Annotated in this window: 19 protein-coding genes; 10 read left to right on the top strand and 9 right to left on the bottom strand. The window is 48.1% G+C overall.

Translation table 11 applies throughout. The features are described from left to right. Positions 1–114 precede the first annotated feature (114 nt). Together ACVA53_RS05945 and ACVA53_RS05940 are read left to right on the top strand one after the other, a co-directional pair. Positions 115–2235 (top strand): metallophosphoesterase family protein, encoded by a 2121-nt coding sequence (locus ACVA53_RS05945; protein WP_255040921.1) that lies wholly within the window; start codon positions 115–117, stop codon positions 2233–2235. Between the two features lie 78 nt (positions 2236–2313). Then, complete coding sequence (locus tag ACVA53_RS05940) at positions 2314–4023, top strand: ElyC/SanA/YdcF family protein (RefSeq protein WP_255040920.1); 1710 nt, start codon at positions 2314–2316, stop codon at positions 4021–4023. Positions 4024–4234: 211 nt separating this feature from the next. Here the strand turns inward: ACVA53_RS05940 and ACVA53_RS05935 are convergent, their stop codons facing one another. The 5 genes from ACVA53_RS05935 to ACVA53_RS05915 form a co-directional block, all read right to left on the bottom strand. Next, positions 4235–4708, bottom strand: a complete 474-nt coding sequence (locus tag ACVA53_RS05935) for an FKBP-type peptidyl-prolyl cis-trans isomerase (RefSeq protein ID WP_373689541.1) — start codon at positions 4706–4708, stop codon at positions 4235–4237. 120 nt (positions 4709–4828) lie between these two features. Then, the gene (locus ACVA53_RS05930; protein ID WP_255040919.1) at positions 4829–5401 is read right to left on the bottom strand and encodes a GNAT family N-acetyltransferase; all 573 of its coding nucleotides are present in this window, start codon (positions 5399–5401) and stop codon (positions 4829–4831) included. A gap of 135 nt (positions 5402–5536) precedes the next feature. Next, positions 5537–6349, bottom strand: coding sequence for a peptidoglycan binding protein CsiV (locus ACVA53_RS05925; protein ID WP_255040918.1), 813 nt, complete (start codon positions 6347–6349; stop codon positions 5537–5539). Positions 6350–6378: 29 nt separating this feature from the next. Next, positions 6379–9834 carry a transcription-repair coupling factor gene (gene mfd / locus ACVA53_RS05920; protein WP_446504701.1) on the bottom strand — a complete coding sequence of 1152 codons (3456 nt, stop codon included), beginning with the start codon at positions 9832–9834 and terminating at the stop codon, positions 6379–6381. A 2-nt stretch (positions 9835–9836) separates the two neighbouring features. After that, entirely contained in the window at positions 9837–10415 is a 579-nt protein-coding gene (locus tag ACVA53_RS05915; RefSeq protein ID WP_446504700.1) for a PilZ domain-containing protein, read from the bottom strand. 189 nt (positions 10416–10604) lie between these two features. Here ACVA53_RS05915 and lolC point away from each other — a divergent pair, with 189 nt between their 5' ends. From lolC to lolE, 3 genes are read left to right on the top strand one after another with little or no spacing between them, the layout of a single operon-like run. Beyond that, positions 10605–11813 (top strand): lipoprotein-releasing ABC transporter permease subunit LolC, encoded by a 1209-nt coding sequence (lolC, locus tag ACVA53_RS05910; RefSeq protein ID WP_446504699.1) that lies wholly within the window; start codon positions 10605–10607, stop codon positions 11811–11813. Beyond that, on the top strand, positions 11806–12495 hold the full coding sequence (gene lolD, locus ACVA53_RS05905; protein WP_255040914.1) for a lipoprotein-releasing ABC transporter ATP-binding protein LolD: 690 nt from the start codon (positions 11806–11808) through the stop codon (positions 12493–12495). Before lolC ends, lolD begins: the two co-directional genes overlap by 8 nt. Beyond that, on the top strand, positions 12495–13739 hold the full coding sequence (gene lolE / locus ACVA53_RS05900; protein ID WP_255040913.1) for a lipoprotein-releasing ABC transporter permease subunit LolE: 1245 nt from the start codon (positions 12495–12497) through the stop codon (positions 13737–13739). Before lolD ends, lolE begins: the two co-directional genes overlap by 1 nt. Positions 13740–13982: 243 nt before the next feature. Here the strand turns inward: lolE and ACVA53_RS05895 are convergent, their stop codons facing one another. Then, complete coding sequence (locus ACVA53_RS05895; RefSeq protein WP_255040912.1) at positions 13983–14501, bottom strand: DUF2062 domain-containing protein; 519 nt, start codon at positions 14499–14501, stop codon at positions 13983–13985. A 31-nt stretch (positions 14502–14532) separates the two neighbouring features. Here ACVA53_RS05895 and ACVA53_RS05890 point away from each other — a divergent pair, with 31 nt between their 5' ends. The 5 genes from ACVA53_RS05890 (at position 14533) to kdsB (ending at position 20748) form a co-directional block, all read left to right on the top strand. Next, the gene (locus tag ACVA53_RS05890; protein ID WP_446504698.1) at positions 14533–16932 is read left to right on the top strand and encodes a DNA internalization-related competence protein ComEC/Rec2; all 2400 of its coding nucleotides are present in this window, start codon (positions 14533–14535) and stop codon (positions 16930–16932) included. A gap of 136 nt (positions 16933–17068) precedes the next feature. Then, positions 17069–18826, top strand: coding sequence for a lipid A ABC transporter ATP-binding protein/permease MsbA (gene msbA, locus ACVA53_RS05885; protein ID WP_446504697.1), 1758 nt, complete (start codon positions 17069–17071; stop codon positions 18824–18826). Next, positions 18826–19842: a tetraacyldisaccharide 4'-kinase gene (lpxK, locus tag ACVA53_RS05880; RefSeq protein WP_255040909.1), complete on the top strand. Its 1017-nt coding sequence runs from the start codon at positions 18826–18828 to the stop codon at positions 19840–19842. The genes msbA and lpxK overlap by 1 nt, the downstream gene beginning before the upstream one ends. Beyond that, positions 19823–20002, top strand: coding sequence for a Trm112 family protein (locus ACVA53_RS05875; RefSeq protein ID WP_107348429.1), 180 nt, complete (start codon positions 19823–19825; stop codon positions 20000–20002). Before lpxK ends, ACVA53_RS05875 begins: the two co-directional genes overlap by 20 nt. Further along, positions 20002–20748: a 3-deoxy-manno-octulosonate cytidylyltransferase gene (gene kdsB, locus ACVA53_RS05870; RefSeq protein WP_255040908.1), complete on the top strand. Its 747-nt coding sequence runs from the start codon at positions 20002–20004 to the stop codon at positions 20746–20748. The genes ACVA53_RS05875 and kdsB overlap by 1 nt, the downstream gene beginning before the upstream one ends. 57 nt (positions 20749–20805) lie before the next feature. On the opposite strand, the gene ACVA53_RS05865 is transcribed toward kdsB, so the two are convergent. The 3 genes from ACVA53_RS05865 to elyC form a co-directional block, all read right to left on the bottom strand. Continuing rightward, a complete protein-coding gene (locus tag ACVA53_RS05865) occupies positions 20806–21681 on the bottom strand; it encodes a DMT family transporter (RefSeq protein WP_446504696.1) in 876 nt (291 codons plus the stop codon). 204 nt (positions 21682–21885) lie between these two features. Further along, positions 21886–23274 (bottom strand): L-cystine transporter, encoded by a 1389-nt coding sequence (locus ACVA53_RS05860; protein WP_446504695.1) that lies wholly within the window; start codon positions 23272–23274, stop codon positions 21886–21888. A gap of 335 nt (positions 23275–23609) precedes the next feature. Next, complete coding sequence (gene elyC / locus ACVA53_RS05855; RefSeq protein ID WP_255040905.1) at positions 23610–24401, bottom strand: envelope biogenesis factor ElyC; 792 nt, start codon at positions 24399–24401, stop codon at positions 23610–23612. Positions 24402–24422: the final 21 nt, after the last annotated feature.

The raw sequence follows: 24422 nt of genomic DNA, 5'->3' as shown, positions 1-24422 counted from the left end.
ATTTTTAACATCATAGATTTATCTGTATTATAAATGAAGTAAAACTGAAACTATTTTTGTATACGATTACATCCCGCAATATCACGCATAAGTTGTAATCATTTAGGGAATATAATGAAGTTTCAATTGTCAACCATCGCAGTATTAACTGTTGCGCTTCTTGCTGGGTGTAATTCTAGCTCTGACTCGTCAACCAATACCGTCATTCGTGATGGAGATCCTATCACTCCAGATATGAAAATTGGATTATTGGCTGATACCCAAGGATTCACATCCACTAATGGCCACGGTACTGCCATTGCCCAGCTGACAGAAGTTCTGCAATTATATAAGGATAATGGCGTTACTCATGTTATTGCGGTTGGTGACTTGACCGATTGGGGTTCAATAAATGAATATGAAGATTGGATACGATTAGCAAAGGATTCGGGAATGAAATTCCTATCTCTCGCAGGTAACCATGAGCAAAATGGTGGTAGTGCGGGGGATATGACGCCAAAAGAACGTTTTACGCACTACATGAAGCCATTTATTGATGATGTCGTAGCTGATGGCGGAACACTAGTGCATTACGATGATGAACAGCCGTATTACTCTTATGCAGCAACCTTCGGTAATGCCATGGTAATTAACCTATCTTGGGGTGATTTCACGGGCGCTTTTGAGTGGGTTAAAACTCAAATTGAGAATCGTCCGGAACATATTCAGCATGTGTTTGTCGGCTCTCATGAAACATTCCTTGGTGGCAACCGTGGAGGTATGGCATGGAGTGCGCTAAATGGTGGCGGTATCGCAGAGAACTTCGATAACTGGCGCCAGTTGTTTGCCCAGAACAACGTAACACTTGTGACCGGACATGACCATATTTACAGCCGTTCGGCTATTTGGACTGAAGGCGCGGCAGAGCAAGGACTTAACATCGGTCAGGGTGACTATTTCACGGAAATCGTCGCTGGTAGTGCATCTGATAAAGCTTATGTTTATGAAAAACAGCAAGAGCGTCTGCAAAGTACTATGATGGCCCGTAACCTATTGATTAATGGTTGGGGAATCGGCGGTGATATGAGAGATGACTGGGATGCTGATATCTTCGCTCAGGAAGGTTTGAAACCTACTCAGCAACAGGTTAACGCATCCTGGTTTACGATCACTAATGACGAACTAAGTTTTGAAGCTTATTACGATGATTTTGAACAGTCTCACACATGGCAAGATATGGGTGTGACGTGGAAAATGCTAGATCGCTTCACCGTGGGCGGTGAACGTTGTGAAAAACTGGTTCACCCTAGCCACATTGGAGAAACCGTAGCGGAGCAAGGGTACTATGACTTCCGCTACACGACTGAAGATTGCTGGTCACCAGAAGGCACTAAAGCCAGGCTCATTGATGGTAGTAATGAGGTCTATAGTCGCATTAACAGTATGCTCGCATACGCTCGTAATCAGTCTGGCAACAAGGGCGATACGTGGATAGAAAACTGGTATGACTGGATGGTTTATGATGCCGAAATCCCAATTGGAAGCAACAATAATTCAGGAAAGCACTACCAAGTTGATGTAACTAAGCCATTCAATACAGGCCATCCAAAATTTACAGAACTAATGACTACAGGCCAGGACTTGAATGATCTTTACATGATCTCTCAAACTCATGATATGAAAAAGCTAGTTCAGCTTAGCTGGTCGGCACAACAAACCAATACCGTGAGTGAAGTACTAACCATCAGTGGTATTCAGGGTCAAACAGGTAGCTTTGCTAACTCTTCTGGTTATGCACTAGATATTACTCAAGATCGTGCTCGTCACGGTACAACCGTTGTTGACGGTGGTGACCCACAATATATGGATGTGACCAATAAGCCATTACTTGATCCGACTTTGCTAAATGAAAAGTCACCTAATCGCACTAAGACAGGCCATGAGTGGGAACTTGACCATGATATGCGTAATGGTTTCCTACGCGCCGATGACTACGTGTTTGAATTCAGCATTCCTGCTGGTCTTGATGCACAAGATGTGACACTTGCGCATTTAAGCATTGATAACAAGTGGGTACCGTTACTTGATAGCGATCAGTGCTTGAGCAAAGAGAGTTACTCTTCAGAATTCTTGAGCGTCCTCCCTAACGACATCGCGAGTAACGGTTGTAGCCAAGATCTCGTTATGGGCTTAAAAGACAACACGTTCTGGGCGAAAGTCGATTTCGAAGGTAAGTTTGCGATCGTAAGTAAATAAGCATTGTTCTTTACCGAGTAGCCACCTGTGATGTGCTACTCGGCATTTCCGTATATTTGAAGATATAAGAGTTTTTTGATGAAAAATAAAGTAGCTTTGGCAGTTTCATTAGCTTTAGTTGGCACATTGGCTGGCTGTAACAGTTCAAGCAGTGATAGTGATGGTAGTTCTAACTTATCGGCACCATTTGATAAGCCTGTAGATTTAGTCATTGTTCCAGGTATGGAGTTGAGTGTCGAAAATTGTACGCCACGTGCAAAGTTTGAACACAGAGTATCCCTTGCCCACTCTGTTGCAAGCGAAATGGCTAACCCTGTATATTTTGTAACAGGAAAAGGCAATAACGAAACAAGTGTAAGCTGCTTTGATACCTCTGAAGCGGAAATTATGCAAGATTGGTTAATCACCAACTATAAAGTTTCACCTGACCGTATTGTTATGGATGCCGAGTCAATTTGGACTGCGGATAGAGCTGCCGCCGCGAAGCAGTTTGTAGATGAGAAAGAAAGTCTTGGTGCTGAATTTTCGTCTCTTCAGCTGGTTTCGAGCCATGCCCACCTTTATCGTGGACGCAATACCGGTGTTGACTCCTCTGCAATGCTTATTTTTAACAATGCATTTGGTCATGATGCGTTTAATTTTGAAAATAGCCATGCATCTAGTGCGTTTGGCGCCGATGAGGAGTGGAGTGATGAGTTCTCTACTAGTAATGGGTGGACTCCCACTAATACGAAATTTGTATTAGCTGATGTAACCAATAACGGTCTTGACGACTTAGTTGCTATCAGAGATAGTGAAATATTCGTTGCTCCCTCTGACGGAACTCAGTTTATGCAAGGTGAGGCATGGCTACAAAACCATTTACCTCCTCAGGCAGCAATGTGGTCTGATACGATGACCCGGCTACTTGGCGATGTAAATGGTAATGGGTTTGTCGATCTAGTATCCATAACGAATAGTGGCGTTTATGTCAACTTTGGCAATGGCCAGCACTTTGGTGATTTTTTTGCTCAATGGAGTGACGAGTTTAAAACATTAGGCTCTGAGCATACGCCACACACTGATGATGCGTGGGATGCCCGTAAACATCAATTCCAGTTAGTTGATATGAATAATAATGGCATGGCAGATCTCGTTGCTTTCGGTGATGACGGTGTTTACGTAGCCTATTCTGAAGAAGACAAGTTTTCTAGTATTATTAAAGTACATGATAACTTTGGTGCCGATCAGCCATACCACCCCGATTCTGATGTCACGTTTGATGAAGACCGAATTCAAGACGATCGCGTCATTAGGACAATTGTTGATGTTGATGGTGACGGGTATCCAGATATTGTGGTTCATGCTCAGTTCGATATGCTGGTTTCTCTTAACGATGGAAACGGTAACTTTGGTGAAGCTAAACCATGGCTGATCAACGATGATGGTGAAGGTCATATTACGGGAACAGAAGGACGTGATTTTATTCATGGTCCTAATGATATGTTCTTTTCAGATATCGTAGATATGACAGGTAACGGTCGTGGCGACATGCTTGGCATGCTTGAATATGGTATTTTTGTTGGAGACTCTACCGGCAGTCGTTTTGAAATGATTGATGTCAATAACTATTCTACTCGTGACCGGATCGCAGAAGTTGCTGATGAAAACAATCAGTTTGTAATGAGAGCTGATTGGAAAAAAAGCAGCCACTTCTGGTTGGTTGGTGATGTAACCGGTAATGGCTTGAATGATATCGTTGGTGTTGGTGAAGATTACACCTACGTTGCTCCTAACCTAGCACCATAATCTTTAGACTAAGCGATTAAGCTGGTAAGTGTAGTGATAACAACCCGTCAATACTGGCGGGTTGTTTCGTAAATGGTGAAGCTATTTCTGGAAGATAGCGGCTATCGTATCTCTTACAAGTAAACACTTCGTTAGTCAAAAAAACGCCAATCAGGCGTTTTTTATTTTTAATGCGGTGTTATACCAACCTATAAATATTTGAGAACTGCGATTAGTTGATTTTAAACAGCTCAACATCAAAAATCAGCACGGAGCCTGGTGGGATAGATCCAATAGCGCGGTTGCCATAGGCTAGGTCGGCCGGGACGAAGAAACGTGTCTTCTCACCCTCAACCATCAACTGCACACCTTCTGTCCAGCCCTTGATAACCTGATTTAGGCCAAACTGGATGGTTTCCCCACGCTCTACTGAGCTATCGAATACCGTGCCATTGAGCAGTGTGCCATGGTAATGGACGGTCACTTTATCACTTGCTTTAGGGTGTACCGAACCTGTTCCGTCTTGAAGAACTAAGTACTGTAGGCCTGATGCCGTTGTTTGTACTCCTTCCTTTTCCTTATTTTCGGCAAGGAACGTTTCACCAGCTGTGATGTTTTCGGCTGCAGCCTGCTTATTACCTTGCGAGCGTTGCATAAAGAAGATAACCAGCGCAATAAGGGCGATACCAAGAATAATTTTAAACACGTAAGTTCCTTATTTTGTAATATAAAGCTGAATATACTCGACGATAGTAGCAGAGCTGACCTACAGGTGAAAGGTAGGTTAACGGGTACTTAAGCTAAGGTTATAACTCGTTAGGCGTAGTCATAGTCTGGGCGGCGTGGAATTGGTAATGTCACTGGGGATCAGCGAAAACAGCAGACCATCGACGGGCCCGTCTTGGGTGACAATGCGGTTTCGTGCTGTGCATTCGAAATGGGCCTTAGTGGCAAGGGCGGTGCGCTGGCTAGCCAGGTTGCCGGGGTGGCTAACAATTTCAATGCGTGTCAGGCCGACGGTATCAAAAGCAAACTGAGCAATCGCCTGGCAAGCTTCTGTGGCATAGCCTTTTCGTTGTGCGCTGGAGCGGATCCAGTACCCCAATTCAGCCGAATTAGTGAGCTCGGATACATTGCTCAAGGATGTACTGCCAAGAAATATATCGGTAGTGCGCTCAAAGATGGCAAATTCATAGCTGATGTCATACACCCAGTTCTGCTGGCTGGCATGAATCCACTCATGGGCGTCGTGTTGGTTGTATTGAGGGTGGCACCAAGGCAGCCAAGGAGAAAGGCTTTGTTGTGAGCGGTGGATCGCATCGAGCAAATCCAATAGATCAACATTCTTATAGGGGCGAAGTAGCAAGCGTTCGCTTGTTAATTGGTAGTCTGCTTTCATCCTGTCAACAGTCTCCGTCGAAATACTTTCCTAGCATAAACCGGGGTAGAGTGAAAGTCGTGGGTGTTGTTGGAATTGGTGCTTAAAATGTGAAAAGGGCTGCGTTTACAGCCCTTTATCTAGATAGTGAGCGGGTTAACCGTCGATGCGACGGATTTGAATTACCATACCCATCAGTGGATGGTCAAGGTAGTGGGTTTCGCCACTGCGCATCTTACGCTGTTGCTGGAATGGGTAGGATTTGAGGAATTCTTCCACTTTCACCTGTTTTTTGACTTCCTGCAGATGGCCGATTTGGACGTTACCTTCCGGCTCTAATGCACTTTCCATTGGGTCAAGTGGCTCAGCTCCGATGATGACTTCGCGCCGGCTTGGTTCGCGCAGAGCAAAATTGGCTTCAGTAAACAAGAAGTGCTGAACATAGACACGCAATGTGCCGTCAAGCTCACGTAATGCACTTGCTTGCTCCTCGGCTTCATCAGACGCAGTATCCAGTGATTCTTCGGTAAACCCTTGGTCTGAAGGAATGTCCTTTTGCTCATCGGCTTGGGCTGACTTCAGTGTACCATCTGCTAAGAACTGAGCGGAAAAGTCTTTACCTGCAGTAAAGTGAATGCGCGGCGCTGCCGCACGGCTCAGATCACCCTGGCGCCAGCCAAAGTGGGCGAGAGGGGTGAAACCTGCATGTTGCTTTAGCTTGCTATACTGGCTATTGAGCTCGAACTGGGACGATGGCATCGGAGTGAGCCCTCGTGCTTGAAGGCGAGCGGTATCACCAAAGTCTATTGAACCTTTTAGGTTGACAGGCTTCGGGTTGTCCGGCCAAGATTCGCTCACTTGCTCTGGTGCGATGTTACGCTTGAACAAGATCACTTCAATATCGAACTGTCGCGCTGCAAGGCTTGGCCAGCTAATGGCGAACAGCAGCAAATAAATGAGATTTTTCAAGATAATACTCCGCACTTAAGTGCTATCTATTATAGAGCGTTTTCGGCCAACTTTGTTAGAAGACCGTCAACATACTTTATTCTGTCTTTTCTGTCACTCATCGGGGCCATGACTTTCAACTTGGTTGGCCCTTCCATCCGGAAATGTTGTGGCTGTGACTGAAGTAAACCGACGATGAGACTCGGGTCGATATTGGCATTCGGATTAAACTCGATAAATCCGCCTTTTTCACTCGCTTCAATCTTGCGTACACCAATATTTGCAGCTTTAAGCTTGATCTTATTGAGCACTAGCAAGTTACGTGTTGGATCTGGCAATAGTCCAAAGCGGTCGATGAGTTCAACTTTGAGCTCATCCAGTGCTTTTTCACTGTTTGCGCTGGCGATGCGTTTGTACAACGACAAGCGGGTATTGATATCCGGAATAAACTCTTCGGGTAGCAATGCCGGTAGGCGAAGTTCCACCTCGGTTTGCTGGCGTAGCAGGTCATCTAGCGAAGGCTCTTTACCTTCTTTCAGTGCTTCGACAGCTTGCTCGAGCATCTCCATGTACAAGGTGAAACCGACTGATTGGATTTGGCCACTTTGCTCGTCACCGAGTAGCTCACCAGCCCCTCGAATTTCAAGATCGTGCGTTGCAAGTGTAAAGCCTGCACCCAAATCTTCCAGTGAGGAAATGGCCTCAAGTCTCTTCACCGCATCTTTGGTCATTCGCTTAGGGTGCGGCGTCAGCATGTATGCGTAGGCTTGGTGGTGCGAACGTCCGACGCGACCTCGTAGCTGGTGAAGCTGGGCCAGACCAAGGTGATCTGCACGGTTGATAATGATGGTATTGGCAGTGGGAACGTCAATACCGGTTTCGATTATAGTGGTACATACCAACAGGTTAAAACGCTGGTGGTAGAAGTCACTCATGATTTTCTCAAGCTCACGTTCGCGCATCTGGCCATGAGCAAAGGTGACTCGTGCTTCTGGGATCAGCTTGGCGAGATCTTCTGCCATCTTCTCGATTGAGTCGACATCGTTATGCAGGAAGTAGATCTGACCGCCACGCATCACCTCGCGTAAAACAGCTTCTCTGACTAGGGCATCATCTGACTCGCGAACGAAGGTCTTGATGGCCAAACGGCGGGCCGGTGGCGTAGCAATGATCGAGAGATCGCGCATGCCGCTCATCGCCATATTCAGCGTGCGCGGTATTGGCGTTGCGGTCAGGGTCAGGATATCGACATCGGCACGGATCGCCTTGAGCTTTTCTTTCTGGCGAACCCCAAAGCGGTGCTCCTCATCGACAATCAATAAACCAAGATCATGGTACTTCACCGAGGCATTGAGCAGCTTGTGTGTCCCGATCAGGATATCGATTTTGCCTTCGGCCATGTCGGCCAAGATTTGTTTTTGCTCTTTGGCGGTTTTGAAGCGTGAAAGGACTTCAACCCTAACCGGGGTGTTGGCAAAACGGTCGCGGAAATTCTCAAAGTGTTGTTGAGCAAGCAGGGTCGTCGGCACCAGTACGGTGACCTGCTTGCTGTTATCGACGGCAACAAAGGCTGCGCGCATGGCGACTTCTGTTTTACCAAAGCCGACATCACCACAGACTAGACGATCCATGGCTTTGGCTTGGCACATATCAGATAGGACAGCATTAATAGCCAGTGCCTGATCATGAGTTTCTTCGAACGGGAAACCGGTACTGAAGTCGGCATAGGCTTCGCGATCAAGTGTGAATTTGTGGCCCGGTTTCATTTCTCGCTTGGCGTAGACATCAAGCAGCTCGGCGGCAACATCACGGACTTTTTCAGCCGCCTTGTTTCGAGCTTTCACCCACGTTTCACCGCCTAGTTTGTGGATCGGAGCGGAATCTTCCGCACCGCCCGAGTAACGGCTGATCAAGTGCAGTGAGGCTACCGGGACGTAAAGCTTGGCACCACCTTGGTATTCCAAGGTGACGTATTCGGTTTTCATTCCGCCAGCTTCGAGTGTCTGCAAGCCCTGAAAGCGACCGATACCATGATCTAGGTGGACCACCGGCTGGCCGACCTTGAGTTCAGCAAGGTTGCGGATAATGGTATCGGCATTGACCGATTTTTTTTCATCCCGGCGACGGCGCTGAACCACGCGTTCACCCAGTAAGTCACTTTCACAAATCAGGGCGACTTCTGGCTGTTCGAGCAAAAAGCCTTGTTCAGCCGAGCCAATAACTAGGCTAAATTTGCCCGGTGTCGCCAAGGCTTCTGTCAGGGTAGGTGCTACTACCGGGCGCAGCTTGATTCGGGCTAGCAGGTCAAGCAATGCTTCGCGGCGGCCTTCAGAGGCGACCGAGAAGACAATTTTGCCCTGATAGCTTTCCGAATAACGTCGAAGTTCAGCCAATGGCTCTTTGAGCTGGTGGTTGATGGTTAGCTCAGGAACCGCTTTAACTGGCAGGTTGTAGCGGCCAGCTTTGTCGGGCTCGCTTTCTTGGCGGATACGCACTTGAGGCAGCGTTTTGAAATGAGTGAACATTTCCTCTTTGGTCAACCATAGCTCGTTAGGTTCGAGCAGTGGGCGAAGAGGATCGACTCTGCGCTGGTCGTAGCGGTACTCGGCATCGGTTAAAAATTGGTCAACGGCGGACTCAAGTGCCCCGATGGTGAGCAGCAGGCTATTTTGCGGCAAGTAATCGAAAAGTGTTTCGGTGTGCTCGAAGAACAAGGGTTGCCAATATTCGATACCGGCAGGCCAAGTACGCTTGCTGACCTGTTGGTAGATAGACTCTGGCTCACGGCGGGCCTCGAAGCGCTCACGCCAGCGCATACGAAAATTCTCGATGGCAATTTCATCGGTTGGGAATTCGTGGGCTGGCAATAGGCGGATTTGTTCAATCTCACCGGTAGAGCGCTGGTTTTCGGGGTCGAACTGGCGAATAGAATCGACTTCATCATCAAAGAAGTCAATGCGGTACGGTTGGTTACTGCCCATTGGGAACAGGTCAATCAGTGAACCACGACTGGCATATTCACCGTGTTCGATAACCTGATCAACGTGACGGTAACCTGAGGCTTCGAGTTGTAGGCGTAGCTTATCCAGCGATAATCTATCACCATTACGAACCATCAGCGCATGCTGGTGGATGAAAGCCCTTGGTGTCATGCGCTGCAGCAGGGTGCTGATTGGTACTAGCACCACCCCGTTAGCTTGCTGGGGGAGGTTATATAAGCGAGTCAGCCTATCTGAAATGATATCTTGGTGCGGCGAAAAGTTATCATACGGCAAGGTTTCCCAGTCTGGGAAGACACTGACTTCTAATGAGGTAAACTGACTGACTTCGGGTTGTAGGCGTAATGCGGTCTGGGTGTCTGGCACCACAGCCAAAATAGGGCCTTGATGATCGTGGGCTACTTCTGCAACAGAGAGCGCCAGCGCAGCACCGGATACATTACCGACGAATCGGCTGTCACCCGGCTTGGACGGTAATGGAAGAGAGAGAATAGACTGTGCTTTCATGGTTAACTTTTATTATCTGATCGCTGTTGGGCGCGTTGGCGCAGAATTTTTTGCTGGAAATACAGGGCGGCTCGGATCAGCAGATCCCTGTCATCTTCCATTAAGCGTACGTACTTCAAGGCAATTTCGTAGCTGCCGTCTTGTTGAGGTTGGCATTGGGTTACTTCAGCATAAGCGTAAACGGCCGCCGCGGGGTTATCAAGAAACAGCTTGAGCCTTACCTTGCCGCCTTCGATTAACGCCTCTGTTGAAAAGTAGGACAGTTGACTAGCGCCGAAAGTGTGCGTGGTAAAGCGAAGCTCGGCATCATCTTGTTGGGCTAGCACGAAAGATAATAATAAATTTATCTTGTTGTTTTGCACGGTAAGGTAATTCGAAAGTGCTTTGAATTCGTCTTTTTTTAGTTGGGATAATGAATGCTCTAAACCGTCATCTAAGCTGCTGCATTCACTGGCGATACGAAACAGGGGCGGGATTTCTTGCTGGAAAGCCAGCATCTCGGGAATATTTTCACCGGGTTGGAGTGGTTCTACATTGATGGTCAATCCGGCATGGACTGAAAAATACTCGTCCTGATTCATGTCGCACTCGATATAAATTAACTATTCTTCGATTATCACCCACCTATTGCTTTGGGACAAGTAAAGTGGTCGCAGAGTGGGGGTTTTACCCGCTGTTTTTACATTAGTTTTACTGTGCTTAATGGTAATCAGACGCGGCAACGGGTATGCTTTCGAACAGTTTTTATAAGGATGGTATCTTTCTTATCTATGTTTCATCCCGTCTCATTTTTTATCGGCCTGCGTTATCTCAGAGGACGTTCTGGTGATAGGTTCAGCCGTTTTGTTTCTTATATGTCGACCGCGGGTATTACCGTTGGGGTATTATCCTTAGTTACGGTCTTGTCAGTGATGAATGGTTTTGAGCAGCAACTCAAGGAGCGGATCCTTGGGGTGATGCCTCAAGCTGTTATCTCGACTCCCGATGGTCACTTATCTCGTACAGAGCAACCGCCAGAATTTCTAAAGGGGATCCCAAAAGTCGATATGGTGTCACCGCTTACTCGTAGCGAGGCGATTTTGCAAAGTGCTAAATCGTTAGCGGCGGGGATGCTGCTGGGTGTCGATCCTGACGCCTTTGAGCCGGTCGGCTATTACATTAACCATGGCGATATCAAGGGTTTGGAAGCGGGCAGCTATAAAGTTATCCTAGGCCAAAGCCTGGCCAATCAACTGGGCGTCAAAGTTGGTGACAAGGTACGCTTGATGGTCACTAGCGCCAGCCAGTATACCCCGCTCGGTCGAATTCCTAGCCAGCGAAACTTTGAAGTCGCGGGCTTATACAATACCGGATCGGATGTTGACGGCCAGATTATACTGACTCATATCGAGGATGCTGGACGATTGTTACGCCTGAAACCCGGTGAGATAACAGGATGGCGCTTGTTTGTCGATGATCCGTTCGTGGTCGCCGACCTGGCTAACCGGCCTTTACCCGATGGAATGACTTGGTCAGATTGGCGAGAACAACGCGGTGAGCTATTCCAAGCAGTGAAAATGGAAAAGAACATGATGGGCTTGATGCTGGGACTGATTATCGGTGTGGCGGCATTCAATATTATTTCGGCGTTGATCATGGTGGTGATGGAAAAGCAGGCCGAAGTGGCCATTTTGAAAACACAAGGTATGAGCAGCCGTCAGGTCCTGTTGGTGTTCATGGTACAAGGGGCTAGTAGTGGTGTGATCGGCGCTATCATTGGTGGAGTACTAGGCACCATATTGGCGCTGAACTTGAATTCTTTCCTCACTGTTATTGGCGTGAATTTGATCACCGCTGGCGGTCAGCTACCGATTGTAATATCACCACTACAGATTGCTTTAGTTATTGTCGGCGCGATTGTTTTGAGTTTGCTGGCAACTGTTTTTCCTTCCTACCGGGCGGCATCTGTTCGTCCAGCAGAGGCACTTCGTTATGAGTAATGCATTATTGGTTTGTCAGGGCCTGAGAAAAGTTTATCAAGAAGCCCAACTTGAAACAGAGGTGCTAAAAGGGGTGGGTTTCCACCTTGATGCTGGTGAGCTTATCGGTATTGTCGGTGCGTCAGGTTCGGGCAAGAGTACGCTGCTGCATTTACTTGGAGCATTGGATGAGCCTACCGAAGGCGAAGTGTTTTTCAAGGGGCAAAAACTCAATGCAATGAGTGCCAATAAGCAGGCTAAGCTGCGTAATCAGGAGATTGGCTTTGTCTATCAGTTCCACCACTTGTTGGCTGATTTCAGTGCGTTGGAAAATGTGGCTATGCCATTGCTGATTGGCGGTGTTGCCGCGAATAAAGCACGCGCGCAGGCCCACAGTATCTTGGATCTGGTTGGACTTGGTCACAGGCTGGAGCACCGTCCTTCCGAGCTCAGTGGCGGTGAGCGTCAACGGGTCGCTATTGCAAGAGCACTGGTTAACAAACCGTCTTTGGTTTTGGCCGATGAACCAACGGGTAACCTGGATCATAAAACCGCACTGGAAATCTATGATTTGATGCGCAAGCTCAACAAGGAGTCGGGTACCGCCTTCTTGGTGGTAACCCATGATAATGAGTTAGCTGGCAAACTGGATCGCTGCATGCATATGCAAGACGGCGAGTTGCAGCTAGTAGAGGTGGCTTGATGTTCCGACCGCTTTCTCTATACATCGGCAGCCGCTTCAGCCGCGCCAAGCAAAGAAACCGGATGGTATCGTTTATTTCGATTTCATCGACGCTGGGTATTGCGGTAGGTGTTGCCGTGATCATTATTGGTCTTTCGGCGATGAATGGTTTTGAGCGTGAGTTGCAAAACCGGGTCCTATCGGTGATCCCCCATGGCGAACTGGAGGCGGTGACACCGCCTTTTGAAGATTGGCAACCCGTTCTCGATTTGGTCGAGCAGCACCCAAGGGTGACTGCGGCGGCCCCTTATATCAACTTTACTGCCTTGCTTGAGAAAGGTAACAGCCTCAAGGCGGTGGAAGTGCGTGGCGTGAACCCAGAAAAGCAACGTGACGTCAGTGTGTTGCCGCAATTTGTCAAGGATAATGCTTGGGATAGCTTTGAAGCGGGTAAGCAACAGGTTATTTTGGGGCAAGGCGTGGCCGACAAGCTGGGTATCGACGTGGGAGATTGGATCACGGCAATGATCCCTAACCCAGATCCGAGCTTGAAGCTTAAGGCACCGCATCGTATCCGACTTCAAGTCTCTGGCTTACTTGCGCTGGCTGGACAGATTGATCACAACTTTGCATTAGTGCCTCTCAAAGATGCTCAATCGTACCTATCGATGGGCGAGGGGGTAACCGGAATCGAGCTTAATGTTGACAAGGTGTTGGATGCCCAAAGCATCGTGCGAGAAGTCGGTTTTACTCTGCCTGTTTACGTATACCTAAAAAGCTGGAACCAAAAGTATGGCTACTTGTACCGTGATATCCAAATGGTTCGTACCATTATGTATCTGGTGATGGTGCTGGTGATCGGGGTCGCGAGTTTTAATATCGTGTCTACGTTGATGATGGCTGTAAAAGACAGGGCGGCGGACATTGCGATATTGCGTACTATGGGGGCGACTGATAAGTTGATCCGATCCATTTTCGTATGGCACGGTGTGTTGTCAGGTGTTGTTGGTAGCTTGGTAGGCTCGTTGCTGGGCTCTTTGGTCGCTGTCAATCTCACTACTCTCATTAGGGGGCTGGAAACCCTAATTGGCCATCAGTTCTTGTCTGGCGATATCTATTTTGTCGATTTTCTTCCGACGCTACTGTCTATGCAAGATGTATTGCTGGTGACAACAACAGCGGTGATCTTGAGTTTCTTGGCTACATGGTATCCCGCTAAGCGAGCCGGTGCACTTCAGCCCGCAATGGTATTGAGTGCAAAATAGACAGTCCGGGCACCAAATAAAGCGTTTGCTTCCCTCTTGGTGAGTCTTAAGGGCCGCTGCTGAAATGGCGCTTTGGGGGAAAGGTCGACTTTTTGATGAATGAGATATGGCAGTTTTCAGTTTTCTGCAGACCGCCTCGCTAATTCGATAGTGCTATTTGAGACTGCCTTATTATAGAGCTAAAAAAACCTCGCATCTGCGAGGTTTTTTGTTTTAGCTGCCGAAAATTATATTTGCACAGAACTATTTCAGCATGCGGAATCGACGTTTTTGCCAGCTTCTGACCACTGAGTAGCGCCAAAGTCCGCGGATGCCAAAGTAGCCGAGAGTTGAAAAGAACACGGCACAGACGGCACAGCCCAATAGAAAAGGTGGACCAATCTGATTCATTTGGTGCAGCAAAAACGCCCAAGACAGTTCAAAGTGGAAGGCTTGGTGCGGTGTATTCATCAGCCAGGCACCGACTTTGTATGCACCATAAAACATGACAGGCATGGTGATTGGATTGCTGATCCAAACCAGACAGATCGAAAGTGGCAAGTTGACGCTGAAAAATATGGCGGCGCCGGCAGCCATGATCATCTGACTGGGAAGGGGGACGAACGCCATAAACAAACCGACTGCAAATGCACCCGACGCCGAGCGGCGGTTGAGACACCACAAATTTGGGTTATAAAGCACATTGCCGAATATCTTCAACGCTTTTTGGCGTTTGATGACATCATGGCTTGGCATCATTCGTTTAATTACTTGTCTTGGCATTGTAATTCTTTTGTTCACAGGCAGGTTTGAAATGAACACAAGCGCTGCCGGGGTTGCAATTGGACTGCTATCGCTTCACTTATGGTTGGCATTACCAACCTACCATGGATTTATTACAGCCTTAATGATAGGCAGTGTAGTGTGTTTCTATTCCAAATGGCGATTATTGATCTATATCGCCATCGGCGCTTGTTTGGCAAATCTCGCCGCAACATCCTATCTAAAAAACGTCCAACTGACTTTTATTGAGCCGAGGAATATTACCATAGTTGGGGAAGTTAGCAGCCTATTAAATCGTAAGAAATTAGATACTTTGTTTGATTTTGTAACGTCAGAATTACGTCAGCCAGATTTTAGGCTGAGTAAAAAGCTGCGTTTAAGGTTGAGTTGGCAAAATCAAACCAATATGCCGGTGATGAAGCAGGGAGAGCGCTGGCAGTTGCAAGTGAGGCTAAGGCCACCACATGGTCGCGTTAACAGCGCCGGTTATGATCGTGAACGGCAGTTTGTTGGTAAGGGAATCCACGGGGTAGGTGTCGTGACCGGTGGTGTTCGCTTGGCCAGTGGCCAACATTCGTTAGCTGGCCTTCGTCAAATGGCTTTTGACCGCGCTCTAGAATATACCGATGAACTCAACCATCAAGGGTATCTGTTGGCGCTGGGTTTTGGTTTTCGCGGGGCATTAGAGGCACAAGATTGGGGACTACTGCGTGACAGCGGTCTTGCTCACCTGATGGCGATTTCCGGCTTGCATATTGGCCTTGCCATAATGCTGGGGTGGTGGGGCGGTGGCGTTTTGCGAAATCTGTTTGGTGATTGGCCACATGCAATATGGCTACCGTTATGGGTGGGGTTGACCACTGGAGGGGTATACGCTTGGCTTGCAGGATTTACCCTGCCGACGCAACGAGCCTTGTTGATGAGCTCGGTCGTACTGCTGTTACTTCGGTTTCGAGTAGTTTGGCCGAGTTGGCAAGTGTTGTTATTGGTTTTTACGGTTAGTCTGGCGTTGGATCCGCTCGCCTCATACAACGCTGGATTTTGGCTTTCATTTGCCGCGGTCGCGGTTATCGCTATGGCACATGTCGGCGGCGTAAGATTCGAGGAAAGCTCAGAGATGAAACTTCACCAGAGGTGGCTGGGTAAATGGCGGGCGCTGCTGTTGCTCCAGTTATCATTGCTGGTGTTGATGCTGCCGGTTCAGTGGCTATGGTTTGGTGGTTTTTCACCTTGGGCACCGTTGGTGAATTTGCTGGCCGTGCCATGGGTCAGTATGACCACAGTACCGTTGGTACTGGCAGCTATCGTGTTTTCTTCCGTTGAGCAATTGGCTATGGTGTGCTGGCAGATGGCTAACATGACATTATCACCGGTACTGTGGATAGCTGAATGGGCTCGTGGCGGCTGGTGGGTGTTAGCAGATAGCGCTGGGCGTTGGGTCTTGGCGGCATCGGCTATGTCGGTTTTGCTCTGGTTACTGCCGCTAAGGCGCTTTGCGGCTTTATTAACCGTGCTTTCAATGGTGGTTATGCTGTGGAATCAACCAGCTGTCATTCAAGGCACACAAATGGCAGAAACAGATGATAAGCCAACGTCTCATGATCCCTTTGTCTCAATTAAAAATCGAGAGCCATGGCAGATTGATTTACTCGATGTCGGGCATGGCTTGGCGGTATTGATATCGACCCAGAATCGCAGTGTACTTTACGATACCGGTAACCGCTGGCCTGAAGGCTCTATTGCGCATTCAGTCATAGAGCCGGTATTGAAGCAGCGAGGACAAACGTCACTGGATGGTTTAATCCTGAGCCACGCCGATAGCGATCATGCCGCTGGTGCCGACTATTTGGTGGAGGTTTTTGACCCGGATTGGAAGCGTAGTAGTGACTTCCGTGAGGGCTACCAAGCTTGCGTACGTGGTGAAAAATGGCAGTGGTACAGCTTGCGCTTCCGTGTGCTGTGGCCACCAAAACAGGTGGCGAGAGCAGCTAACCCACATTCTTGTGTTGTTGAGGTGAAGCAAGGTGTCGGTGGCAGTATGGCAAACGACACCTCTTTGCTACTAACCGGGGATATCGATGCGATATCTGAGCTGTTGTTGGCAAGGCTTGAGCCTAACTTGTCACCGGACATTCTCTTGGTACCGCATCATGGCAGTCGCAGTTCGTCAACGGTAACTTGGCTTGATCAAATGGGCTGGTTCGACCGGATGGATCCTAAGTATGCACTGGTCTCGGTTGCACGGTTTAACCCTTGGGGTTTACCATCAAGCGATGTGCAGCAGCGTTACTTAGACAGAGGCGTTAACTGGTTATCTACGGCTGAATCAGGTCAGGTTTCGCTGCATATTAATGGTGAAGAGGTCGACGTCGTTCGGTACCGCCAAGACCGGAAAGCGGCTTGGTTCAGGCCTGCCACTTCACAAGAGTAGCAAGGAAACCTTTCTTCCCAATATGACTGATTGTTTGAAAATCAAGCAGTATTGTGCCTTGTTCAATGAACTTATTTGGTCTCCGGCATTTATGCGAGTAGAATGGGAAAATTGTCTTTAAGAAAAAATGGTTTCCATGACTACTTCGAACGATCAAACCACTTGGGAGACGTTTAAGCGACTTTGGCCTTTAGTTGGGCTTTATAAAGCTGGTCTTTCTGTTGCTGTTGTTGCTTTGATTATTAATGCTTCAAGTGATGCCTTAATGATTTCTATGATTAAGCCGCTGCTAGATGAAAGTTTTGGCGGGATTGATGGTATTGAATCGAATTTTCTGGCAATGATGCCATTTTATTTGCTGGGTCTGATTATCTTACGCGGCATCAGTGGCTTTATCTCTACCTACTGCCTTTCTTGGGTTTCTGGCAATGTGGTTATGAGTATGCGTAGGCAAATGTTCAACCACTTTATGAAAATGCCAGTTAGCTTTTTTGATAAAGAGTCCACGGGCAAGCTTCTTTCTAGAATTACCTATGATTCTGAGCAGGTAGCGTCTGCAACGAGCCATGCTCTTGTGAATCTGGTACGTGAAGGTGCAAAAATAATCGCCTTGATGGTAATTATGTTTTACAACAGTTGGCAGCTGTCAGCTATTTTGCTGGTGATTGCTCCTGTTGTGGCTATTTGTGTTCGGGTTGTATCAAAGCGGTTCCGTCGTATTTCCAAAAATATGCAAGATGCGATGGGCTCGGTGACATCCTCCGCAGAGCAAATGTTGAAAGGCCACAAAGTGGTGTTGAGCTACGGCGGCCAGCAAGTAGAGAAGGAGCGCTTTGAACAGGTGAGTAACCGCATGCGTCAACAAAGCATGAAGTTGGTTTCGGCACAAGCCATAGCTAACCCTGTTATTCAGGTGATTGCTTCATTGGCACTGGTTGTGGTTCTGATTCTAGCCAATACTGATTCATTGCGACAATCGTTGACACCGGGAACCTTTGCCTTGGTTTTTGGCTCCATGTTTGGCTTGATGGCTCCGCTTAAGTCTCTTACCAATGTGACTTCTCATTTTCAGCGTGGTATGGCAGCCTGCCAAACCTTATTTGGCATTATGGAGCTGGAATCAGAAAAAGATAACGGCCAACACGAAGTCAAGCGAGTGAACGGTGATATCCATATTAAAGATGTTACTTTCACTTACCCGACCAAAGATACTCCAGCACTGAGAAATGTGAGCTTTGATTTGCCTGCTGGGCAGACGCTTGCTTTGGTGGGGCGTTCAGGCTCAGGTAAAAGTACTATTGCCAACTTGCTCACCCGTTTCTACGACATTGACTCGGGCAGTATTATCATCGATAACCACGATATTTGTGACTACAAGCTGTCCAATCTGCGTGATCAGGTTGCTGTTGTGTCGCAGAACGTTCATCTGTTTAACGATACCGTCGCCAACAATATTGCTTATGCAAGTGGTGATACTTACAGTCGAGCGGATATCGAAAAAGCAGCCGAACTCGCCTATGCGATGGACTTCATCAACGGCATGGAGAATGGCTTGGATACCATGATTGGCGAGAACGGTGTGAGCCTGTCTGGCGGTCAGCGTCAACGTATCGCAATTGCCCGTGCCTTGCTGCGTAATGCACCGATTCTTATCCTTGATGAGGCAACCTCAGCACTGGATACCGAATCAGAGCGTGCGATTCAGTCTGCACTGGATGAACTGCAGAAAGACCGGACGGTATTGGTTATTGCCCATCGCTTGTCGACCATTGAAAAAGCTGACCTAATCTTGGTGGTTGACGATGGTGAAATCGTAGAGCGTGGTGTACATGCTGAACTTTTGGCGCAAAACGGCGCTTATGCCCAGCTACACCGTATCCAGTTTGGTGAATAATGGCTTCGGTTATTGAACAAATTTGGTTTGAAGGGCATCCGGCGGGAACGGTGTTAAAGCCGTTTCTGTGGCCATTGAGTAAACTGTTTGGCGCAGTGAGTCAGCGTCGTCGGTTACAATATCAAACTGGTCGGAAAGCGGTATACCGCTCTTCTGTTCCGGTTGTGGTGGTAGGTAATATCACAGCAGGAGGAAATGGTAAGACGCCTGTTGTGATTTGGCTGGTTGAACAGCTCAAGGCGGCGGGACTCAATCCCGGTGTGGTCTCCCGAGGTTATGGTGCTAAAGCACCGCATTACCCGTATCGGGTTGATAGCCAGAGCACCACGGCTGAAGTTGGTGATGAGCCAGTGCTGATATTTCGCCGTACTGGTGTGCCTGTCGCCGTATCGCCCAAGCGCGCTGAGGCAGTACAACTGATTGAGCCGGATGTTGATGTGATCATTACCGACGATGGCTTGCAGCACTATGCACTGGCAAGGGATATCGAAATTGTGGTGATTGACGGTCAGCGCCGATTTGGCAATCAACAGTTGATCCCGCTGGGGCCACTGCGTGAAGGCTGTGATCGCTTGCAAGAGGTAGATTTTCTTATTTGTAACGGCGGCAATGCCGAAGAGAATGAAATCCCAATGCAACTGGTCCCGTCCGATTTGGTTAATCTTAAGACCGGTGAGCGCTTAGGCGTGACCAAACTGCAAGGTGATGTCGTCGCCATGGCGGGGATTGGCCATCCGCCCCGATTTTTTAATACACTAGAGCAGCTCGGCATCACACCGGTAAAGTGCCAGCCTTTTGCAGATCATCAGGCATTTGCCGAGCAAGAATTACAACAGCTGTCCGAGCTAGGCCAGCACCTCGTCATGACAGAGAAAGATGCGGTGAAATGCCACACTTTCGCTCAGTCTAATTGGTGGTATTTACCGGTTGATGCCGAGATGCCCGCCGAGCAGGCTGATAGCTTGATTAACCGGATTATTAAGGTAAAGGAAGAGTATGGATCATCGTCTGCTTGAAATCGTTGCGTGCCCAGTTTGTAAGGGGAAATTGAACTTCGATAAAGACAAAAATGAGCTGATCTGCAAGTTTGATCGTCTAGCTTATGCTATTAAAGATGGTATCCCTGTATTGCTTGAGCCAGAGGCACGTACTCTGAGCTCGGAAGAGGTGAAGTAATGTCTTTTACGGTGATTATACCTGCTCGTTACCAATCATCACGCCTACCAGGCAAACCGTTGGCTGATATTGCTGGTAAACCAATGATTCAATGGGTTTATGAGCAGGCCAGCAAAGCGGGTGCCGAGCAAGTCATTGTTGCAACTGACGATCAGCGTATTGTCGATGCGGTGAAGGCGTTTGGTGGTGAAGTTTGTATGACTCGCGATGACCATGAATCAGGCACTGAGCGTCTCGCTGAAGTGGTTGCCAAATACCAATTGGCCGATGATCATATTGTGGTTAACGTACAGGGCGACGAACCGCTGATCCCGGAAAGCATTATCCGTCAGGTGGCGACCAATCTTGCTGGTAGCAATGCACCGATGGCAACGCTGGCGGTTGAAATCGACCATGCTGATGAAGTGTTCAACCCTAACGCGGTTAAAGTGGTTACAGACAAAGATGGTTATGCGCTGTATTTCAGTCGGGCTTCTATCCCTTGGGACCGCGATAACTTCGCCAAGCGTCCGCAGGAAGTTCACCAGGATCTGATGCGTCATATTGGTATCTATGCCTACCGTGCAGGCTTTATCAATACTTACATCAATTGGGAGCCGAGTACGCTGGAGAGAATCGAAGCGCTGGAGCAACTCCGTGTGCTTTGGTATGGCGAGAAAATCCATGTCGAGGTTGCTATTGATGCGCCCCCTGCTGGCGTTGATACACCGGAAGATTTGGAAAAAGTGCGCCAATTGGTTGGTTAATGTTCAAGCAAAAAAAGCGGGAGAGCCTTGGCTCTTCCGCTTTTTTTTGAGACTCATTTATGAGTCAATGACGGCTTCATTGGTTTTTCGGTTAAATAAGCGTTGCCATTTCACCGGCATCATAGGTACCACAATCAACAAGATCCCCATTACCGTAAGTAGATCTGGGATTTCATCAAACCACATCACGCCAAAGGCGGTAACGAACACTAGACCTGAATATTCAGCCAAAGCAATTTGCCCTGCTGCAGCCTTTTTATAGCCAATCACCACCAAGGCGTGATAACCCAAGACAAACAGGTTTATCGCCATTATCCAGCCGACATGACGCCACTCAATGGCCGCCCATTGCGGGACAGCAAGTGCTAGCGATAACGGTAAGGTCATTACCCCGGTCCAGAACAAGGTCGATACCAAATGCTGATCTTTCGGTAATTTACGGATCAAGATATTTCCCAGCCCCATGGCCAGTGCACTTCCTAGGCCTACGATAGCAGCCCAGTGAAAGTGCTCGGGACGCAGAACAACCAACACACCGGCAAAACCAATACATGTCGCAATGACTTTCGCCCTGGGTGGCGTTTCCTTAAGTAAAAACACTGATAACGGTAACATCAGTAGGGGGCCGACATAGAACATCGCATTGGCGGTTGCTAGGGGCAAGAAAGTGATGGCGACCATAGCACAGGCGCTGCCCATCAGAATGAGTTGGGCTCGCCAAAAAGCAATCTTGCAGCAGCCTTGCTGGCGTTTGGCCTTCGGCAGTGCAAGCCAAAGTGGTAGTAGCATGATAACGCTAAGTAGCTGGCGGATGAAAACATACTGAAAAGTGGGCACTTCACCGTTGAGGATTTTCAGGGAAACATCCGAGAAGGACGCCAGCAAGTTGGCGGCAATGAGAAGGACGATCGCTTGGTTAACTGGATTACGCATTGAGACTCAGTGGCAGAATTGGTTAAGTGATAGATTATTTATGCCATATTGTATGGCAAGTGGGCGTATTCTACCGATCACCAATGAAAATTCACTGAGTATTTTTACTTATCACGTTAGGTAAAAGTTTACTGATTGATTTTTAATAAAAAAGCCACCCTTCAATAATGAGGGTGGCTGATATTTTTTGTCTCGCGTCTGGCTTTATGCTGTCGCTGTTTTCTCTTCGATATCTTCGTCAGATTCGAATACGGTATCGTCAGCTTGGCCTAACACTCGAGAAGTAATCGTGCCGGCAGTCATCGCACCGCTTACATTAACAGCAGTACGGCCCATATCAATCAATGGCTCAATAGAGATAAGCAGACCAGCAAGGGCAACAGGCATATCAAGTGCTGACAGTACAATCAGCGCTGCAAAAGTTGCACCACCACCCACACCAGCAATACCAAATGAGCTAATGGTAACAATGGCAATCAAGGTCAGCATGAAGCCTGGGTCCAGCGGGTTAATACCTACCGTTGGTGCAATCATCACTGCTAGCATAGCAGGGTACAGACCGGCACAGCCGTTTTGACCCATGGTTGCGCCGAAAGAGGCCGAGAAGTTTGATACCGCATCGCCATTACCCAGCTTCTTCACCTGCGTCTCAACGTTAAGAGGAATGGTACCGGCACTTGAGCGCGAGGTGAACGCGAAAGTTAACACCGGTAGGATCTTCTTCAGGTAACGGATTGGATTCACACCAACGAAAGCCACTAGTACCATGTGCATGACCAGAATCAGGGCAAGACCCACGTAAGAGGCGACCACGAAGTTAATTAGGCTCAAGATATCGTCGTAGTTTGATCCCGCAACAACTTTGGTCATCAGTGCCAATACACCATATGGTGTTAGGCTTAGTACCATGCGAACCAAGGTACGTACGACTTCTTGGGCAACATTGATGAACTTCTCGAAGCTGGCACCAAGCTCAGGCTGAGTGCGGATCACCGTCAGACCAGCGACACCGATAAAGGCTGAGAAAATTACCACGGCAATGGTCGAGGTTGGACGACTGCCTGCGAGATCAGCAAATGGGTTGGCTGGGAAAAAAGAGATAATCATGTCAGCGAAAGACATTGCTTCCACTGAGGTCAGACGGGTTTCCAGCATTTCACCACGGGCAATCTCGCGCGCGCCCTGAACGATACCTTCAGCACTCAGACCGAACATACTGCTAACCAGAATACCGATCAGCGCGGAAGCGGCTGTGGTCGCGAGAAGAATACCGATACTCAGCCCGGATATTTTACCTAGCGAGCCAGAATCTTTAACCTTGATGATGGCGCCAATGATAGACACGGTGATCAACGGCATGATGATCATCTTCAACAGGCTGACGTAGCCCGCACCAACAATGTTGACGTATTCCAGCGTCTCTGTGATGACTTTGCTGCCGCCACCATAGGTAAGCTGCAATGCGCCACCGAAAAGCACACCAAGACCCAGTGCGGTAAAGACACGCTTTGACAGTGTTTGTTCTGTTTTCTGTTGTTTAACTAACAGGGCAATAATAATGGCGAAGACCGCCAAGTTGAGTATCTGGAACATCGAACCTAATCCTACCGTTGTTATTAACTCGCAATTCCGTTTTGCTAAGTCATCAATCACTAATTGGCAGCAATAGTATGATGTGAGTCGCAGAAGCTGAACCGGTTTTGGTTGATTTTTATATGAGTAATTGGCATTTAATAAAACCAAAAGGAATAAAGTTCAAAAGATAAACAAAATAGCTGTTTTTATGCGAAAAACTGCTCTTGCATTAAGAAATGAGAAGGCTTGGTCGTTGATATAGGGGGAGAAACACGTGATACCCAAGTAACTTGGCGTTACTTGGGTACGAGTTTTAGCACCGCTGGTAAGGTGGGCCTGCGGAGTAGGGAAGGCTATTGAGCAACAGTGTGTTGGTCGCTTCCTTCACCGCTCAGGGTACGTATTTGCTGCCACCAACGGCCGAGTGTTTCATGCCAGTAGCGTTCAGTTTGCTCTAAGTATTTCGCCTGAGGGCGGTAGCGCTCCCAGGGTTGCTCGATTTTGTTACTGGCAAGGAAGTTGGTCGGGGCCGCTGTTGGGGTTAACCCAACACGGAAAAACTCTTCCATTGCTCTTGTCATATGGCTGGCTGATGTAACAACGACTAATTTGTCATCGCCGACAACAGAAGCTGCCTGGAAGGCTTCCTCCCAAGTATCCTTTGCAGTCTCTAGCAGCAAGATATCATTTTTATTGACCCCAAGTGCCAAAGCGACCTTCGCCATCATGCGTGCTTGGCTGATATCGGTGCCGCCGCCATAACCGGACAGAATCAGCTTTGACCCCGGGAACAAACGGTGAATCCGCACGCCTTCATTTAAACGCATTAAAGCCGTGCGTGAGAGTTGCGAGGTGATTGGCATTGCGTGATCAATTACATGCCCACTCCCCAGCACCATGACATAGCCCACCGACTGGCCAGACGGCACATAAGGTGGGTAGGCTTTTTCCAACGGGCGCAGTAAGCTAGTTGCTATCGGCTGGAAGGAGACGAGAAAGATCCCCAAGAAAGCAAAGCTAATGAAAAAGGTTGCCAGCCCCTTGCGGCGGGTAAACCAGAGTAGTAACAGCCCAAACAAGCCGAGTATAAGCATGGCTGGTAGGGGCATGAGTAAAGCAGAGACAATTTTTTTTAGTTCAAACATGCAATGTCGTCCGAAAAATCA

The sequence above is a fragment of the Photobacterium sp. DNB23_23_1 genome (assembly GCF_052873815.1).
This window is presented reverse-complemented; position numbering and strand designations above follow the sequence as displayed.